The sequence below is a fragment of the Xanthomonas sp. DAR 35659 genome, assembly GCF_041242975.1.
Taxonomy (GTDB): domain Bacteria; phylum Pseudomonadota; class Gammaproteobacteria; order Xanthomonadales; family Xanthomonadaceae; genus Xanthomonas_A; species Xanthomonas_A medicagonis.
On record NZ_CP162488.1, the window covers coordinates 3708578 to 3725802 of the forward strand.

At 71.7% G+C, this 17225-nt stretch carries 16 protein-coding genes; 13 read left to right on the forward strand and 3 right to left on the reverse strand.

Annotated features, from left to right (window positions below; genetic code table 11):
* Nucleotides 1-14 precede the first annotated feature (14 nt).
* The 12 genes from rnfB (at nucleotide 15) to AB3X07_RS15495 (ending at nucleotide 11300) form a co-directional block, all read left to right on the forward strand.
* Complete coding sequence (gene rnfB, locus AB3X07_RS15440; RefSeq protein ID WP_369939473.1) at nucleotides 15-431, forward strand: Rnf electron transport complex subunit RnfB; 417 nt, start codon at nucleotides 15-17, stop codon at nucleotides 429-431.
* Between the two features lie 342 nt (nucleotides 432-773).
* Nucleotides 774-1562, forward strand: a complete 789-nt coding sequence (locus tag AB3X07_RS15445; RefSeq protein WP_369939474.1) for a hypothetical protein — start codon at nucleotides 774-776, stop codon at nucleotides 1560-1562.
* 88 nt (nucleotides 1563-1650) lie between these two features.
* Nucleotides 1651-2022, forward strand: coding sequence for a DUF4345 domain-containing protein (locus tag AB3X07_RS15450; RefSeq protein WP_369939475.1), 372 nt, complete (start codon nucleotides 1651-1653; stop codon nucleotides 2020-2022).
* A gap of 58 nt (nucleotides 2023-2080) precedes the next feature.
* Entirely contained in the window at nucleotides 2081-2638 is a 558-nt protein-coding gene (locus AB3X07_RS15455) for a sigma-70 family RNA polymerase sigma factor (protein ID WP_369939476.1), read from the forward strand.
* Nucleotides 2635-3426: an anti-sigma factor gene (locus AB3X07_RS15460; RefSeq protein WP_369939477.1), complete on the forward strand. Its 792-nt coding sequence runs from the start codon at nucleotides 2635-2637 to the stop codon at nucleotides 3424-3426. The genes AB3X07_RS15455 and AB3X07_RS15460 overlap by 4 nt, the downstream gene beginning before the upstream one ends.
* A gap of 1119 nt (nucleotides 3427-4545) precedes the next feature.
* Complete coding sequence (locus AB3X07_RS15465) at nucleotides 4546-5451, forward strand: acyl-CoA desaturase (RefSeq protein WP_369944784.1); 906 nt, start codon at nucleotides 4546-4548, stop codon at nucleotides 5449-5451.
* On the forward strand, nucleotides 5448-6710 hold the full coding sequence (locus tag AB3X07_RS15470) for an NAD(P)/FAD-dependent oxidoreductase (protein ID WP_369939478.1): 1263 nt from the start codon (nucleotides 5448-5450) through the stop codon (nucleotides 6708-6710). The genes AB3X07_RS15465 and AB3X07_RS15470 overlap by 4 nt, the downstream gene beginning before the upstream one ends.
* Nucleotides 6707-7567 carry a DUF1365 domain-containing protein gene (locus AB3X07_RS15475; RefSeq protein ID WP_369939479.1) on the forward strand — a complete coding sequence of 287 codons (861 nt, stop codon included), beginning with the start codon at nucleotides 6707-6709 and terminating at the stop codon, nucleotides 7565-7567. The genes AB3X07_RS15470 and AB3X07_RS15475 overlap by 4 nt, the downstream gene beginning before the upstream one ends.
* Nucleotides 7567-8877, forward strand: a complete 1311-nt coding sequence (locus AB3X07_RS15480; RefSeq protein WP_369939480.1) for a class I SAM-dependent methyltransferase — start codon at nucleotides 7567-7569, stop codon at nucleotides 8875-8877. The genes AB3X07_RS15475 and AB3X07_RS15480 overlap by 1 nt, the downstream gene beginning before the upstream one ends.
* On the forward strand, nucleotides 8874-9422 hold the full coding sequence (locus AB3X07_RS15485) for a DUF2878 domain-containing protein (RefSeq protein ID WP_369939481.1): 549 nt from the start codon (nucleotides 8874-8876) through the stop codon (nucleotides 9420-9422). Before AB3X07_RS15480 ends, AB3X07_RS15485 begins: the two co-directional genes overlap by 4 nt.
* The gene (locus tag AB3X07_RS15490) at nucleotides 9419-10201 is read left to right on the forward strand and encodes a DUF1295 domain-containing protein (RefSeq protein WP_369939482.1); all 783 of its coding nucleotides are present in this window, start codon (nucleotides 9419-9421) and stop codon (nucleotides 10199-10201) included. The genes AB3X07_RS15485 and AB3X07_RS15490 overlap by 4 nt, the downstream gene beginning before the upstream one ends.
* A gap of 22 nt (nucleotides 10202-10223) precedes the next feature.
* On the forward strand, nucleotides 10224-11300 hold the full coding sequence (locus AB3X07_RS15495; RefSeq protein WP_369939483.1) for an SAM-dependent methyltransferase: 1077 nt from the start codon (nucleotides 10224-10226) through the stop codon (nucleotides 11298-11300).
* 193 nt (nucleotides 11301-11493) lie between these two features.
* Here AB3X07_RS15495 and AB3X07_RS15500 read toward each other — a convergent pair whose 3' ends face one another.
* From AB3X07_RS15500 to AB3X07_RS15510, 3 genes are all read right to left on the reverse strand, one after another.
* Nucleotides 11494-12909: a hypothetical protein gene (locus AB3X07_RS15500; RefSeq protein WP_369939484.1), complete on the reverse strand. Its 1416-nt coding sequence runs from the start codon at nucleotides 12907-12909 to the stop codon at nucleotides 11494-11496.
* A gap of 227 nt (nucleotides 12910-13136) precedes the next feature.
* Entirely contained in the window at nucleotides 13137-13481 is a 345-nt protein-coding gene (locus AB3X07_RS15505; RefSeq protein WP_369939485.1) for a RidA family protein, read from the reverse strand.
* A complete protein-coding gene (locus tag AB3X07_RS15510) occupies nucleotides 13478-14164 on the reverse strand; it encodes a DUF998 domain-containing protein (protein ID WP_369939486.1) in 687 nt (228 codons plus the stop codon). Before AB3X07_RS15510 ends, AB3X07_RS15505 begins: the two co-directional genes overlap by 4 nt.
* A gap of 259 nt (nucleotides 14165-14423) precedes the next feature.
* Here AB3X07_RS15510 and mprF point away from each other — a divergent pair, with 259 nt between their 5' ends.
* Complete coding sequence (gene mprF, locus AB3X07_RS15515; RefSeq protein ID WP_369939487.1) at nucleotides 14424-16991, forward strand: bifunctional lysylphosphatidylglycerol flippase/synthetase MprF; 2568 nt, start codon at nucleotides 14424-14426, stop codon at nucleotides 16989-16991.
* The last annotated feature ends 234 nt before the right edge of the window (nucleotides 16992-17225 follow it).

The window sequence follows — 17225 nt, forward strand, 5'->3', positions numbered from 1 at the left end:
GCGCCGACCCCGCCATGATGCCCAGCCACGCCGACCTGCTCGAACGCCTCGATCGCCTGCTGCCGCAGACCCAATGCGGCCAGTGCGGTTTCGACGGTTGCCGCCCCTACGCCGAGGCGATGGCGCGCGGCGCGGCGCAGGTCGACCGCTGTCCGCCCGGCGGCGACGCCGGCGCGCGCGCGCTGGCACGTGTGCTGCACACCGCGCCGCTGCCCTACGACCGCGGCCGCGGCACGCAGACGCCGCCACAGGTGGCGGTGGTGGTCGAGGCCGACTGCATCGGCTGCACCAAGTGCATCCAGGCCTGCCCGGTGGACGCCATCGTCGGCGGCGCCAAGCACATGCACACGGTGCTGGCACCGCTGTGCACCGGCTGCGCGCTCTGCGTGCCGCCCTGCCCGGTGGATTGCATCGAGCTGCGCCCGGCCTAAGGCGTCGCGATCCGGGGCGCGCAGCGTAACGCCGCAGCCGTCGCACACAAGGGCGTATCTCCACTGCCCGAGCATGCCGCGGCCCTTCGGGTTGGGCCTGGCAGGCGCCACACCGACGCCGCGCGGCTTGACCTGAAGGCCAGTCAGGCGCCGCGCCGTGCAACACCGGCGTGGCGCCGGCCAGACCCAACGCGGCATCCTCGGGGAGTGGGGATACGCCCTGGCGCGACCGTTCCCGAGCGCATCGCAGCCGCAGCACGCCCGGCATCGCGCATCGGCGCATCCGAATGGGCGCCGGCCGCGTATTGCTAGCTGTCACCCCGTCCTGCGGAAGCGCTGCGCATGCCTACGCCGATCGCCCCTGCCCCGCTCGCCCGCGCGCGCCTGGCGCCGGCGACCCTCCTGTTGTGCAGCGCCATGTTCGGCATGGCCGCCCCGGCGCGGGCGATGCTGCACTACGAGGGGTTGGCCTACGCGCCGGACAGCCAGCAACTGCTGTACCGCGAGAGCCACTGGGTCCGCGACGACGGCACGCGCTTGGTGCTGTACCGCTGCGCCGATGGCAGCGCGTTCGCGCGCAAGCGCGTCGACGGCGGCATCGCCCCGGACTTCGAACTGGTCGACGCACGCAACGGCTATCGCGAAGGCGTACGCCGTGCCGGCAGCGGCCGGGCGATGTTCAGCCAGCGCGCCGGCCAACCGGAACGCAGCTCGCCGTTGCCGGCGACAGCGGTCCCGCTGGTGATCGACGCCGGCTTCGATGCCTATCTGCGCACGCACTGGGACGCGCTGCGCCAAGGCACGCCGCAGCGCATCGCCTTCGCATTGCCGAGCGGCCTGCGCACGCTGGAGTTCCAGATCAAGCCCGCGGCCGGCGACGCCGACGTCCAGCGCTACACGCTGAGCGTGGACGCCTGGTACGGCGGCGTGCTGCCGAACATCACGGTCGCCTACGCCCGCCGCGATCGCCGCCTGCTGGAGTTCCGCGGCATCGGCAATGTGCGCGACGCGCGTGGCCGCTATGCGCAGGTGCGCATCGCGTTTCCCGAACGCCTGCGCGGCGAGGCCGATGACCGCGCCTGGAACCAGGCATTGCAGCAACCCCTGGTCGCGCAATGCGCCACGCCCTGAACCACGCAGGCGCCGCATTCACGCCGGACTCCGGCGCGGACGCTACAACCGTGCCGCGGCATCCATCCACTCCCGACAAGGAATCCCCATGGCCAAGGCCTATCTGTGGTTCAACGCCGCGCTGTACGCGGCCCTGGCGCTGTGGTGCACGCTGCTGCCGGCGCAGACCGCCGCGGCGGTCGGCTACGTCGGCCTGGACCGCTCCGGGCAATCGGAGTACCTGGTCATCTACGGCGGGCTGCAACTGGGCATGGCCTTCCTGTTCGGCTACTTCGCCCGCACCGGACAACTGCGCACCGGCTTGCTGCTGGCCTTGGCGTTCTACGTGCCGATCGTGCTCTACCGCAGCGCCAGCCTGCTGCGGCTGTGGCCGGTCGGGCCGACCACGACCGGCCTGGCCGCCTTCGAAATCGTGCTGCTGCTCGCCGCGCTGGCGCTGTGGCGCGGCCAGCGCCGTTGAGCGACGCGCGCACCGAAAGCCTGTAGCATCGCCGCGACCTTCGCCACCGCTCCCCGGCATGACCGAGACGCCCGATCACGACGAAGCAGGACAATTGCTGGTGGCCACCGCGGCCGGCGACAGCGCCGCGTTCGAGCGCCTGTACCGCAGCACCGCCGCGCGCCTGTTCGGCGTCTGCCTGCGCATCGTGCCGCAGCGCGGCGACGCCGAAGACGTGCTGCAGGAGGTGTTCGCCTCGGTCTGGCGCAAGGCCGCGCAGTTCGATCCGCAACGCGCGCGCGGCCTGACCTGGCTGACCATGATCGCGCGCAACAAGGCCATCGACCATCTGCGCGCACGCGCGCCGGCACGCCAGTCGGTGGCACTGGACGACGCCGGCGAACTGCACGACGAGGGCCGCGATCCGCTGGCCGAGACCGAGTGGCGCGTGGCCGGGCGGCGCCTGGACGTGTGCATGGGCGAACTGGAACCGCCGCGCGGCGAGCTGATCCGCACCGCGTTCTTCGAAGGCATCACCTATGAAGAACTGGCCCAGCGCAGCGGCACCCCGCTGGGCACGGTCAAGAGCTGGATCCGCCGCGGCCTGGCCAAACTGAAGGCGTGCCTGGAACGATGAACGCCTCCATGACCGATCCGCAGGACACTCCGCCGCCGCGCGACGTGCTCGCCGGCGAATACGTGCTCGGCGTGCTCGACGCGGACGAGCGCCGCGCCGCCGAGCGCCGCATCGACAGCGACCAGGCATTCGCCGCGGCGGTGCAGCAATGGCAGCAGCACCTGATGCCGCTGGCCGACGAAATCGCCCCGGTCGCCGTGCCCGAACGCGTGTGGCTGCGCATCCGCGCCACGCTCGGGCTGGAGACCCCGGCGCCGCGCGCGTCGGCGGCCGCGCCCGGCTTCTGGGAAAGCGTACGCACCTGGCGCTGGCTGAGCGCCGGCGGCTTCGCCACCGCCGCGGCGTGCCTGTTCGCGCTGATGATCGCGCGCACGCCGCTGCCCTCGCAGTTGCCGCCGCCGACGCCGCCCCCGGTGGTCGCGCCGCCGGCCGACACCGGCATCGCGATGACCTCGACGCTGATGCGCGAGGACGGCAAGCCCGGCTACGTGGCGCTGATGGACGCCGACAAGCAGCGCATCACCCTGACCCCGCTGGGCGGCAGCCGCGACGCCGAACGCGTCCCCGAACTGTGGCTGATCCCGGCAGATGGCAAGGCGCGCTCGATGGGCGTGTTCGACGACGCGCAGGCGCGGGCGGCGCGCATTCCCGATGCGCTGATGCCCCTGCTCAGCGACGGCGCGGTGCTGGCGGTGACGATGGAACCGCCGGGCGGCGCGCCGGGCGGCATGGCCACCGGTCCGGTCGTGGCGAAGGGCGGCATCAGCACCTTGCCTCTGGCGCCGTAGCGGGCGTCGCGGCGCTGACTGTTCCTTCTCCCCTCGGGAGAAGGTGCCCCGTAGGGGCGGATGAGGGTACGGGCGCAGCCGCGTGCACCCCAACTCCGCGCGTCGCTTTCGCGCCGGACCCTCACCCCAACCCCTCTCCCGATGGGAGAGGGGCTACTGGCTTTCCCTTCTCCCCTCGGGACCACGGCCCCCTTTTCGGGGGAAGGTGCCCCGAAGGGGCGGATGAGGGTGCGTGCGCAGCCTCGTGCACCCCAACTCCGCGCGTCGCTTTCGCGCCGGACCCTCACCCCAACCCCTCTCCCGACGGGAGAGGGGCTACTGGCGTTTCCTTCTCCCCTCGGGAGAAGGTGCCCCGCAGGGGCGGATGAGGGTGCGTGCGCAGCCTCGTGCACCCCAACTCCGCGAGTCGCTTTCGCGCCGAACCCTCACCCCAACCCCTCTCCCGACGGGAGAGGGGCTACTGGCGTTTCCTTCTCCCCTCGGGAGAAGGTGCCCCGCAGGGGCGGATGAGGGTGCGTGCGCAGCCTCGTGCACCCCAACTCCGCGAGTCGCTTTCGCGCCGGACCCTCACCCCAACCCCTCTCCCGACGGGAGAGGGGCTACTGGCGTTTCCTTCTCCCCTCGGGAGAAGGTGCCCCGCAGGGGCGGATGAGGGTACGGGCGCAGCCTCGTGCATCCCAACTCCGCGCGTCGCTTTCGCGCCGCCCCCTCACCCCAATCCTCTTCCAGGTGGGGAAGAGGCGGATGCAGCTTCTGCGCGCTCTGGATGACGCCGCAGACAGCACGCCTGCGTCCCGGCACCGCGCGCATTCACCCGCTCACCACCCGCATGCGGTCACCATCGCGCCGCCGTCGCGCATCCGCATGACAGCCCGATCTTCCGACGATTCCGACCGGTGTGGACGCCGCCGCGCGCGGCGCCCATGCGGCGCTGCACATGCCCAGCGTCGCGCAAGGACGAGGCGCCGCGACTGCATCCGTCTGCCGGCTTTGCCCGTATCGCCATACGACTCCCCACGAGATGCGCCTGTGCCGAGCCCCGTTCCGGACCATTCCCGTGCACCGCCCGCCGCGCCCGCGGCGGCACCTGCGCCCGGCCGCGGCCGCGTGGCGCGCACGCTGCGCCGCTGGTTCGACACCGGCGCGGAGATGGAACTGGACGAGGCGCGTGCCGACCGCATCGACTGGCTGCGCGCCGCGCCCTACATCGGTCTGCACCTGGCGTGCCTGGCCGTGTTCTGGGTCGGCGTGTCCTGGTTCGCGGTGGGCATGGCGCTGGCGCTGTACGCGGTGCGCATGTTCGCGCTCACCGGCTTCTACCACCGCTACTTCGCCCACCGCGCGTTCAAGACCTCGCGCGTGGTGCAGTTCCTGTTCGCCGCGCTCGGCGCGACCTGCGTGCAGCGCGGGCCGCTGTGGTGGGCCGCGCACCATCGCAACCACCATCGCCATACCGATACCCCGGCCGATCCGCATTCGCCGCGCCAGCACGGTTTCTGGTGGAGCCACAGCGGCTGGTTCCTGACCCCGCGCGGCTTCCGCACCGATTGGGACGCGATTCCGGACCTGCGCCGCTTCCCCGAGCTGCGCTTCCTGGACCGCTTCGATCTGCTGCTGCCGGTGCTGCTGGCGCTGGCGCTGTTCCTGCTCGGCGGTTGGCTGCAGCGTGCGTATCCGCAACTGGGCACCGATGGGCCACAGCTGTTGGTCTGGGGCTTCTGCATCTCCACCGTGGCGCTGTTCCATGCCACCTTCACCATCAACTCGCTGGCGCACCGCTTCGGCAGCCGCCGCTTCGACACCCGCGACGACAGCCGCAACAACCTGTGGCTGGCGCTGCTGACCTTCGGCGAGGGCTGGCACAACAATCACCACTTCTTCCCGGGTGCCGCGCGCCAGGGTTTCCGCTGGTGGGAGGTGGACGCGACCTGGTATGGCCTGAAAGCGTTGTCGTGGGCCGGGCTGATCCACGGGCTCAAGCCGGTACCGGCCGGGCTGCTGCGCGCGCGGGAGCGCGCCCGATGAGCCGGATCGCGGTGGTGGGCTCGGGCATCGCCGGCCTCGGCGCGGCGTGGCTGCTGTCGCAGCGCCACGCGGTGACGCTGTACGAGGCCGCGGACTATCTCGGCGGCCACACCCACACCCACATGATCGAGCTCGATGGCGCGCACTACGCGGTGGACAGCGGCTTCATCGTGTTCAATCCGCAGCACTACCCGCTGCTGAGCGCGCTGTTCGCGCAGCTCGGGGTGGACTCGCAGCCGACCACGATGAGCTTCTCGGTGCATGAGCAGCGCACCGGACTGGAGTACAACGCCGGCAGCCTCGATGGGCTGTTCTGCCAGCGGCGCAACCTGCTCTCGCCGCGCTTCTGGCGCATGCTGGGCGATCTGCGCCGTTTCTACCGGCAGGCGCCGCAGGTCCTGGCCGATGCCGCGCAGGCGCAACTGACCCTGGGCGAGTTCCTGCAGCGCCACGGTTATTCGGACGTGTTCCGCGACGCGCACCTCGTGCCGATGGCCTCGGCGCTGTGGTCCTCGCCCTCGCAGCAGATCCTCGGCTTCCCGATGCGCCAGTTGATCGGCTTCATGGCCAACCACCACATGCTGCAACTCAGCGGCCGCCCGCAATGGCGGGTGGTGCGCGGCGGCTCCAACAGCTACGTGCGCGCGCTGCGCAGCCGCTGGCGGGTCGACGAGCGCATCGGCACGCCGGTGCGCTCGGTGCAGCGGCTGGCGCAAGGCGTGTCGGTGTTGACCGCCGCCGACAGCGACGCCGACGCCCAGCACTACGACCACGTGGTGCTGGCCTGCCACGCCGACGACGCGCTGCGCCTGCTCAACGATGCCAGCGCCGCCGAACGCGAGATCCTCGGCGCCATCGCCTACCAGGACAACGACACGGTGCTGCACACCGACGCGCGCGTGCTGCCGCGCGACCGCCGCGCCTGGGCGGCGTGGAACGCGCACGTGCCGGCCGATCCGCAGGCGCCGTGCACGGTCAGCTACTGGATGAACGCGCTGCAGTCGATCCGCGCGCCGCAGCCGTTCATCGTCAGCCTCAACCGCGACGACGCCATCGACCCGGCCAAGGTGTTGCGGCGCATGCGCTACCGGCATCCGCTGCAGACCCAGGCCTCGGTGGCGGCGCAGGCGCGCAAGCACGAGATCCAGGGCCAGCGCGGCACCTGGTTCGCCGGCGCCGGTTGGGGTTTCGGTTTCCACGAGGACGGCCTGCGCAGCGCGGTCGAGGTCGCCGCCGGGCTTGGGGTACCCTGGCCGTGAGCGTGCTGCGCGGCGCTACCGTGTCCGCCCCGCCGGCTGGCGCCGTCTCGACAACGCCGGCGGCGGCGGGCGCGACCACGCATGGCCTGCACAGCGCGGTGTACACCGGCTGGGTGCGGCATCGCCGCTATGCACCCAAGCCGCTGGCATTCCGCTATCCGATCTTCCTGATGTACCTGGACCTGGCGGAACTGGAGCAGGTGTTCGCGCGGCGCTGGCTGTGGTCGGTTGGCCGCCGCAACCTGGCGCAGTTCCGCCGCAGCGACTACCTCGGCGACCCCGCGCAGCCGCTGGACGAGGCGGTGCGCGACCGCGTGCAGCAGCACACCGGCGAGCGCCCGCTCGGCCCGGTGCGCATGCTCGCCCACCTGCGCTACTTCGGCCATTGCTTCAACCCGGTCACCTTCTACTACTGCCACGACGCGCAGCAGCGCCTGCACAGCATCGTCGCCGAGATCACCAATACGCCGTGGCGGCAGCGCCATGCCTACGTGCTGCCGGTCGCCGCCGCGCGCAGCCACGGCAGCGTGCATGCGTGGCGCTTCGACAAGCGCTTCCACGTGTCCCCGTTCATGGCGATGGCGCACCAGTACGCCTGGCGCCTGAGCGAACCGGGCGCGCAGTTGCGCGTGCACATGGACGTGCTCGATGCGCAACCGGCGGCCAGGCGCTTCGACGCCACGCTGGTGCTGCGGCGGCGCGAGATGTCCGGCGCCAGCCTGGCGCAGGCGCTGCTGCGCTACCCGGCGATGACCGTGCAGGTGCTGGCCAAGATCCACTGGCAGGCACTGCGCCTGTGGCTGCGCGGCAATCCGGTGCACGACCACCCCGACCTTTCCCTTCCGCGAGAACGCTGATGAACGCTCCGCATGCGCCCTCTTCCGCCGCCGCGCTGAGGCCCGCCGCACCGCCGTTGCGCGGGCTCGATCGCCTGTTGCGGCAGCGCCTGCTCGCCACCCTGGACGGCCTGCGCGAGGGCCAGTTGCGCATCGAGGAAGCCGGCACGCTGACCACCCTGGGCGATGCCGCCGGTGCGGACCCGCTGCACGCGCACCTGCGCATCCACGACCCGCGCTTCTACCGCCAGGCCGCGCTCAACGGCAGCGTCGGCGTCGGCGAGGCGTACATGGACGGCCTGTGGGACTGCGACGACCTGGTCGCGCTGGTGCGCCTGCTGGTGCGCAACCGCGACCGCCTGGACGCGATGGAGACCGGCCTGGCCCGGCTCGGCGGCCTGGCGATGCGCGGCCTGCACGCGTTCGCGCGCAACACCCGCGCCGGCAGCCGCCGCAACATCGCCGCGCACTACGACCTGGGCAATCCGCTGTTCGAACTGTTCCTGGACCGCAACCTGATGTACTCCTCGGCGATCTTCCGCGACGCCGACGCCGCCTTGGGCGAGGCCGCGCTGGAACGCGCCGCCGAGCGCAAGCTGCAGCGCATCTGCGCCAAGCTCGACCTGCAACCGCACCACCACCTGGTGGAGATCGGCACCGGCTGGGGCGGCTTCGCCCTGCACGCGGCCAGGCACCACGGCTGCCGCGTCACCACCACCACCATCTCGCGCGAGCAGTACGACCTGGCGCGCCAACGCATCGAGGCGGCCGGACTGTCCGACCGGGTCGAGGTGCTGCTGCGCGACTACCGCGATCTGGACGGTCGCTACGACCGCCTGGTCTCGATCGAGATGATCGAGGCGATCGGCCACCAGTACCTGGACACCTACTTCGGCAAGGTCGGCAGCCTGCTCAAGGACGACGGCCAGGCGCTGATCCAGGCCATCACCATCGAGGACCACCGCTACGCGCAGGCGCTGAAATCGGTGGACTTCATCAAGCGCCACATCTTCCCCGGCAGCTTCATCCCCTCGGTGGCGGCGATGACCGGCGCGATCGGCCGCGCCAGCGACCTGCGCCTGTTCAACCTGGAAGACATCGGCCCCAGCTACGCGCTCACCTTGCGCGCCTGGCGCGCGCGCTTCATGGCCAAGCTGCCGCAGGTGCGCGCGCTCGGCTACGACGAACGCTTCATCCGCATGTGGGAGTTCTACCTGGCCTACTGCGAAGGCGGCTTCCTGGAGCGCTCGATCGGCGACGTGCACCTGTGGCTGAGCAAGCCGCGCGCGCGGCCGGCGCAGTTCGCCCCGGCGCTGGCGGGCGACGCATGAGCAACCTGATCAATTACCTCGCGCTGCAGGGGCTGTGGCTGGCCGCGGTGGTCGGCGCCACGCACGGGCAGGCCTGGGCCGGCCCGGCGGCGCTGGCGCTGTTCGCGCTGTACCAGTTGTGGCCGCGCCGCCGCGCCCGCGGCGACGCCACGTTGATGGCGCTGGCGCTGCCGCTGGGCGCCGGCGTGGATGCCGCCCTGCGCGCTGGCGACTGGGTGCGCTACGCCGCCGCGCCGCCGTCGCCGTGGCCGCCGCTGTGGATCCTGGCGCTGTGGGCCGGCTTCGCGCTGACCTTCCAGCACTCGCTGGCCTGGGTGATGCGCCATCCCTGGCGCGCGGCGCTGTTCGGCGCCACCGCCGGCCCGCTGGGCTATGTGCTGGCCGCGCGCGGCTGGCAGGCGGTGACGCTGACGCAGCCACTGCCGCAGGCGCTGCTGGCGCTGGCGCTGGACTGGGCCGCGGCGCTGACCCTGCTGAGCCTGGCGACGCGGCGCCTGATGGCGACTGCGACGCCGACCGTGCCCGCAACCGGAGCGGCACGATGAACGCCTGGCCGTTGTTGCATGTGGGCGTGTTCACCGTGCTGGTCATGCTCGCCGGCTGGGCCTGGCAGCGGCAGACCCGCAACGCCGGCGTGGTCGACGTGCTGTGGTCGGCGTGCATGGCGCTGACCGCGGTGTACTGCGCCTGGCGCGCCGACGGCGCGCTGCTGCCGCGCGTGCTGACCGCCGCGATGGGCGGTCTGTGGGGCGCGCGCCTGGCCTGGCACCTGGGCGTGCGCGTATTCGGCGATGCGCACGAGGACGGCCGCTATCGCGCCCTGCGCGAGCACTGGCACGGCGATCAGCGCAAGTTTCTGGCGTTCTTCCTCGGCCAGGCGCTGGTGGTGCTGGCATTCGCGGTGCCGCTGTCGGTGGCTGCGCACAACCCGCAGCCGCAGTGGAGCGTGTGGACCACGCTGGCGGTGGCGACGTGGCTGATCGCGGTGGGTGGGGAAAGCCTGGCCGACCGGCAACTGGCCGCGTTCCGCGCCGCGCCCGGCAACAAGGGCAGGACCTGCCGCCAGGGCCTGTGGCGCTATTCGCGGCATCCGAACTATTTCTTCGAGTTCGTGCACTGGTTCGCCTACGTGTTCCTGGCGGTGGGCGGCGGCGCGCTGTGGGTCGGCGTGGCCGCGCTGGGGCCGCTGCTGATGTTCGCGTTCCTGTACCGCGTCACCGGCATCCCCTACACCGAACAGCAGGCGTTGCGCTCGCGCGGCGAGGACTACGCCGACTACCAGCGCAGCACCAGCGCCTTCTTCCCCATGCCGCCGCGGCACTGAACCCGCGCCAGGAGATCCGCCCATGTCCAGTACCTTCGCCAGCTCTTCCCCGCCCGCCGCACCAGCCGAACCGGTGGCCACGCGCCTGGCCGAATCCGGTCTGCTGCCCGACGCCGTGCTGCGCGCGGCGATGCGCCGGCTGTGCGCGCAACGCCTGCGCGAGGAGCGCGACGGCGGCGCCGACGCGGCCTGGGAGCGCCAGCGCCTGCTGATCGAATCGCTGCGCGGCAGCGCCATCGCGATCGAGACCGATGCGGCCAACCGCCAGCACTACGAAGTGCCGCCGCGTTTCTTCGAGTTGTGCCTGGGCAAGCGGCTGAAGTACAGCAGTTGCTACTGGGACGCGACCACGCCCGACCTGGACGCGGCCGAGGAGCGCATGCTGCAGCTGTACGGCGAGCGCGCACAGTTGCGCGACGGCCAGCGCATCCTGGAACTGGGCTGCGGCTGGGGCTCGCTGACGCTGTGGATGGCCGAGCGGTTCCCCGCCGCGCGCGTCACCGCGGTGTCCAACTCGCGACCGCAGCGCGAGCACATCGAAGCGCAGTGCCGCGCGCGCGGGCTGAGCAACGTCAAGGTGATCACCCACGACGCCAACACCCTGACCCTGCCGGCGGAGAGCTACGACCGCGTGGTCTCGATCGAGATGTTCGAGCACATGCGCAACTACCGCGAACTGCTCAAGCGCATCGGCCACTGGCTGGCGCCCGGCGGGCGGCTGTTCGTGCACATCTTCTGCCACCGCGACCTGGCCTATCCGTTCGAGGTGCAGGGCGAGGACAACTGGATGGGCCGGCACTTCTTCACCGGCGGGCTGATGCCGGCCGCCGACACGTTGCTGCAGTTCCAGGACGACCTGGCGATCGAACAGCGCTGGCTGCTGTCCGGCGAGCACTACGAGAAGACCGCCAACGCCTGGCTGCGCAACCAGGACCGGCACCGCGCCGCGCTGATGCCGGTGCTGCAGGCGACCTACGGCGCCGACGCCAGGATCTGGTGGCAGCGCTGGCGCATGTTCTGGATGGCCTGCGCGGAACTGTTCGGCTACGAGCAGGGCCAGCAGTGGGGAGTGGCGCACTATCGGTTCGTGCGGCGCTGAAGGGCCGGGATTGGGGAATAGGGAATGGGGAATGGGAAAGGCGGCGTGCCGCCGTCTGATGGGCCGCGTGTAGGAGCGGCTTCAGCCGCGACGGCGTTACCGATAACGCCTCGTCGCGGCTGAAGCCTCCTACAGGCTGGCATCCGCCTGCTCCGCGACCACGCGGCGCGCGATGGCGTCCATCGCGGCGCGATCACAGCGAGAAGGTGTTTCCGCTCTCGGCCTCGGCACGCAACCACGGGAACAACTGCGCCACGTCGTCCACGATCGGAACGAACACGGCGTATTCCTCGTGCGACCAGAAGTACACCGCGCCGGCATCGGGGCCGTTGGTGCGCAGCATGAAGCAGTCGCTGGCGTCCTCGTCGCCCACGATCGGCAGCATGTGCAGCGGTTCGATGCCGCTTTCGGCGATGGCGCGATGGATGTCCTGCGCGAATTCGGGCGAACTGTCGTCGTGCATGTGCAGCCAGCCGATGAAATCCTCGTGTTTGACCAGCGCCTGGGCCACAGTGAACAGCGCATACCGTTGCCGCTGTTCGCCATCGATCACGCTGAGCGCGCGCGGCTGCCCGGACTCGCCGAGCAAGCAGCGATACGCGGCGGACACCTCCAGCGCAGCGGGAAAGCGCTCGCGCAGCTGCTGCAACTCGGCAGGCGATGCCGGCACGCCCTCCTCGTACGCGAACCGCAGGCCGGCGATGCGCTGGCGCTCGGCCTCCCGCCGCTGCGCCTGTTCCTGCTCCAGGAACGCGCGATAGGCCGCCTGCTCCATCACCTCGGGCATCTGCAGTCGCCAGTTGCGATGGATGGGGTAAGCCTCGGCGTGGCGACCGAGCTGCAGCAAGGCGGCGACCTGGAACTCGCGCAGTCGAGTGTTGGCGTAACCCGTGGTCTCGGCGACCTCGATCATCTGCAACGCCTGCTCGGGCTCGCCCGCGATGCACAACAGGTACTCGGCCACGGTCTGCGCAGCGCCGGCCAACTGCGGCGCCGCGCCGTCGTAGCGGTCGCCAAAACTGTAGCCGGCGCCGCCGGTGGACATCCGGTACGCAGCCCCGCCCTGCTCGGCCGCACGGGCGAGGATGAACCCCGCATGCTCCAGTGCGGCCGCCCAGACCTCGTCGGCCTCCGGATCCGCCAGCCCGCGGGCATGGTGGGCATGCAGGCGCCGGGCGACCGTGTGCCAATACCAGGTCTGCGCGCTGTCGCGGCACTGCTGCAGCGCCGCCAAGGCCTGGACATGGTCGCCGCACTCGGTGTGCAGCATCGCCAGGTCCATCCAGCACTCGTCGTCGGTCTTGGCGCGATAGTCCTCCAGATCGCGTGGCGCATAGAGTCGGCTGGACGGCACGATTTCCTGGAAACCGCGCTGCGCCAGGGTCGCGCGTAGTGCAAGCAGACGCTGCAGTAGCGCCCGCGGCCCTTCTTCGGGCTCCCCCTCGCAGGTGTCGACCGTGGCGAACTGGCGCGCGGAGACCGGCGCCTGTTCATGCCGCCAGTCGCTGCGCCCGGCATGGCCATGTGGCGTGAGGCTGAGTCGGACAAGCTGCGGGTCGGCGCCATCGGCGTGGGCCAGTTCCCGCCAATGGCAGGTGTAGGTGGTCATGGGCTGTGGGTCGAAGTATCGGCAGCCTGGCTTCAGGCGGCCCGACAGAGGGCGCGACGCGGCGCAGCACGCCGATCCGGCAACGTCCAGGACCGCAACGCGCGCGCCGGGGGAGCGCGCATCTCGCGCCGGAACCCCGGCAGGAACGCCATCGCGACGGCATGGCGGCGGCGACGCATCGCCAAGGTGGCGCGCCGCCGCCTCCAGGCGCAGTGGCCGGTCCCGGTTTACACGGCCGCGGTGACGACGATCTCGATCTTCCAGGCCGGATCGGCCAGCTTGGCCTGCACGGTGGCGCGCGCCGGGGTATGGCCGGGGCTCACCCATTCCTCCCAGACCTTGTTCATCTCGGCGAACTCGGCCAGGTCGGTCATGAAGATCTCCGCGCGCAGGATCTTGCTCTTGTCGGTGGCCGCGCGTCCCAGCAGCGCGTCGATCGCCGCCAGCACCTGGCGGGTCTGGCCGGCGATGTCGGCGCTGGTGTCGTCGGCGATCTGTCCGGCCAGGTAGGCCACGCCGTTGTGCACGGTCATCTCCGACATGCGCGGGCCGGTATCGAAACGCTGGATCATGATGGGCTGTCCTGAAGAGGGGAAACCCGGCCATTGTCGCGCGATTGCGCCGCCGCTGCAGGACGCCACAACCGGTACGCGACCGCCAGCAGCCAGGCCAGGATCAGCACGATCGCCAGCTTCTGGGTGAGCCCGCGCGGCGGCGCGCGCCACAGCACGTGCACCCACAACGCCACGAACGCCGCGGCCGCCAGCGCCGGCAAGGCCACCGCGCCGCCGCGCCAGCCGGGTTGCCGGCGCAGCCACGCGCTCTGCAACAGCATCGCGGTGGTCGCGCACAGGAACGCGGTCTGCGCGAACAGGCCGTGCAGCAGCGGCGCCAGCAACGGCGCGCGGTGCGGCAGGTAGCTGTCGCCGATCGCCACGCCGCACAGGCCGATCGCGGCCACCACGAACAGCAACGGCGGCGCGGCGCTGCGCGCCTGCGGCGCGGCCTGCGCGTACAGGCCGAACGCCATGCCGACGATGCCCGCGGCCAGCAGCACGTACACCGTCCGCAGCAGCAGTCCGCCGGGACCGTGCAGGTACAGGCTCAGCGTCGCCTGCTGCCAGTGCAGGTCGGCGCGCAGCAAGTGCAAGGCCAGGGCCACGCCGAGGAACAGCAGGCAGGCCAGCGTGGCCAGCGCGCCGGCGACACGCGGCCAGCGCGGCGGCGCGGCGATGGCGTCCAGGGATGGCGGCATGGCAACGGGCTCCGGTGGCGGCGGGGCGCGCGGCGGCCGCGCAGACGCACGCCGACGCGGTACCGACCTGCGATTCCACTATCATGCGCGACGCCGGCGCCGCCGGTACAGTCCTGGGCCCGGCGCGTGCGCTGGCCCAGTCCCCTTCCCCCCCGCAGGCGCGCACCGCGATGACCCGCACCGCCCATGCCGCCTCCCTGCGCGCCGCTGCCGGCGTCCGCGCATGGCCCTTCTCCCTCTTCGCCGACGCTCTCCCGCAATGACCGACGCCGCACCTACCGCTTCCCCTTCCTCGGCCGCCGGCTGGCGCCGTGCGCTGCCGGTGGTGTTCAGCCTGGTGATCCTGGCGCTGGCGCTGCGCGCCCTGGCCACCGAATTCAGCACCCACGGTTATGCCGCGATCCGCCATGCCTTCAACCAGCTCGGCGCCGGCCAGATCGCGCTGACCCTGCTGCTGGGCCTGAGCAGCTACGCCTGCCTGATCGGGTTCGATGCGGTCGGCCTGCACCGCAGCGGGCGCAAGCTGCACCCGATGCGGATCGGCATCACCGCGTTCCTGGCGCATGCGGTCGGGCAGACCCTGGGCTTCGCCGCGCTGACCGGCGGCGCGGTGCGCCTGCGCGGCTATGGCCGGGTCGGGCTGAGCCTGGCCGAGATCGGCCAGGTGGTGCTGATGAGCACCCTCGGTTTCGTGTTCGGCGCCTGGCTGCTGCTGGCGCTGGCGCTGGCGCTGGAACCGGCGTCGGCGGCGCTGGCATTGCCGCTGGCCGCGCCGGCGGTGCGCGCGATCGGCATCGCGCTGCTGGCCGCCTTCGCCCTGATGCTGCTGCTGGCCGGGCGCCACGGTCGCACGCTGCGCTGGCGCAGCCACGAACTGTGGCTGCCGGACCGGCTCACCACGCTCGGCGTCACCGCGCTGAGCGTGGTCGAACTGGGCCTGGCCAGCGCCGCGTTCTATGTGCTGTTGCCGAACGAATCGGGCATCGAGTTCGTCGGTTTCGTCGGCCTGTACCTGGTCGCGGTGGTGGCCGGCCTGATGTCGACCGTGCCGGCCGGGCTGGGCGTGTTCGAGTGGAGCCTGCTCAAGCTGCTGCCCGGGGTGGCGCCGGCGGCGGTGCTGGCCGCGGCGCTGATCTACCGGGTCACCTACTACGTGGTGCCGCTGTTGCTGTCGGTGCTGATGGCCGCCGCCTCCGGCCTGCGCCGGCCGCTGGCCGCCGGCGCCGGCGGGGTGCGCGTGGCCTGGGGCACGCTGCGCCCGTGGCTGCCGCAGATCATCGCACTGGCGGTGTTCGCGGTCGGCGCGGCGCTGGTCATCGACGGCACCCTGCCCACGCCCAAGCGCCGCCAGGGCATGGCGCCGCTGTCGATCATGGAGACCTCGCACCTGCTGGCCAGCCTCGGCGGCGTGGTGCTGCTGCTGATCGGCCAGGGGCTGCAACGGCGCAGCCACGCGGCCTGGGTGCTGGCGATCGGCATCTGCGTGCTGCTGCCGCTGCCGGCCTGGCTGCGCGGCGGCCACGCCTCGGTGGCGCTGTCCTCGCTGGTGGTGGCCGCCGGGCTGTGGGGCGCGCGCCGCGAGTTCTACCGCCAGGGCGCGCTGCTCGACGAAGCCTGGTCGTGGCCATGGCTGCGCAACCTCGGCCTGGTGCTGATCGCCACGGTGTGGCTGCTGTTCTTCGTCTACAGCCACGTCGAATACCAGAACGAGCTGTGGTGGCAGTTCGCCACCTCGGCCAACGCGCCGCGGGCGCTGCGCGCGGTGCTGCTGGTCAGCGTGGCGGTGGTGATCTTCGGCATGGCGCGGCTGCTGCACAGCACCCGCTCGCCGCTGCCGCCGGCCGATGCGGCGCAACTGGACGCGCTGGCGCCGGTGCTGGCCACCGCCACCGACACCCAGGCCTGCCTGGTGCTGACCGGCGACAAGGCGCTGCTGCATGCCGAGGACGGCCAGGGCTTCGTGATGATGCAACGCTACGGCGGCTCGCTGGTGGCGATGGGCGACCCGGTGGGGCCGCCGGAGGTCGCGCGGGCGCTGATCTGGCGCTTCCGCGAGGAGGCCGACCGCCTCGGCCTGCGCCCGGTGTTCTACCAGGTCGGCGAACAGCACTGGCAGACCTATCTGGACCTGGGCCTGACCCTGGTCAAGCTCGGCGAGGAAGCGATGGTGTCGCTGGAGGGCTTCCACCTGGAGGGCCGCGACCGCGCCGACCTGCGCCAGGCCTGGAACCGCGGCAAGCGCAGCGGCCTGAGCTTCCGCATCGTGCCGGTGGACGAGATCGACGCGCTGATGCCGGCGCTGGCCGAGGTCTCGCAGCAGTGGCTGGAGGAAAAGGCCGGCGAGGAAAAGGGCTTCTCGCTGGGCAGCTTCGATCCGGCCTATCTGCGCCGCTTCCCGATCGCGGTGGTCGAGGCCGAAGGCAGGATCGTCGCCTTCGCCAACCTGTGGCAGGCGCCGGCGGGACACGAGCTGTCGGTGGACCTGATGCGGCACATCGCCGATGCGCCGAAGGGCACGATGGATTTCCTGTTCATCGAACTGTTCCTGTGGGGCCGCGACCAGGGCTACCAGCGCTTCTCGCTGGGCATGGCGCCGCTGTCGGGCCTGGCCCAGCATCGCCTGGCCGGGCGCTGGAACCGCTTCGGCAACCTGATCGTGCGCCATGGCGAGCGCTTCTACGGTTTCACCGGCCTGCGCCGCTTCAAGTCCAAGTTCGCGCCGGCCTGGCGCACCCGCTACCTGGCCGCGCCGGGCGGCATGCATCTGCCGGCCGCGCTGCTGGACGTGACCCGGTTGATCTCGCTGGATCCGCGCAAGCCGGAGTAGCGGGGACTGGGGGCAGGATTGGGGAGTCGCCCGGTCACCGACATCTACCGCGACTCCGAGGCAGCCTTAGCCCCTCTCCCATCGGGAGAGGGGTTGGGGTGAGGGTCCGGTCGCCATGGAGCGTCCGGTGATAGCGACCGCGCTTATCGCGACGTTTCAGCGGTCAGCCTCGCGCCCAAGCCGCCCCGCCGGCGGCGCGAACTGGCCCGCACGCGCGACCAGCCCACCACTCCC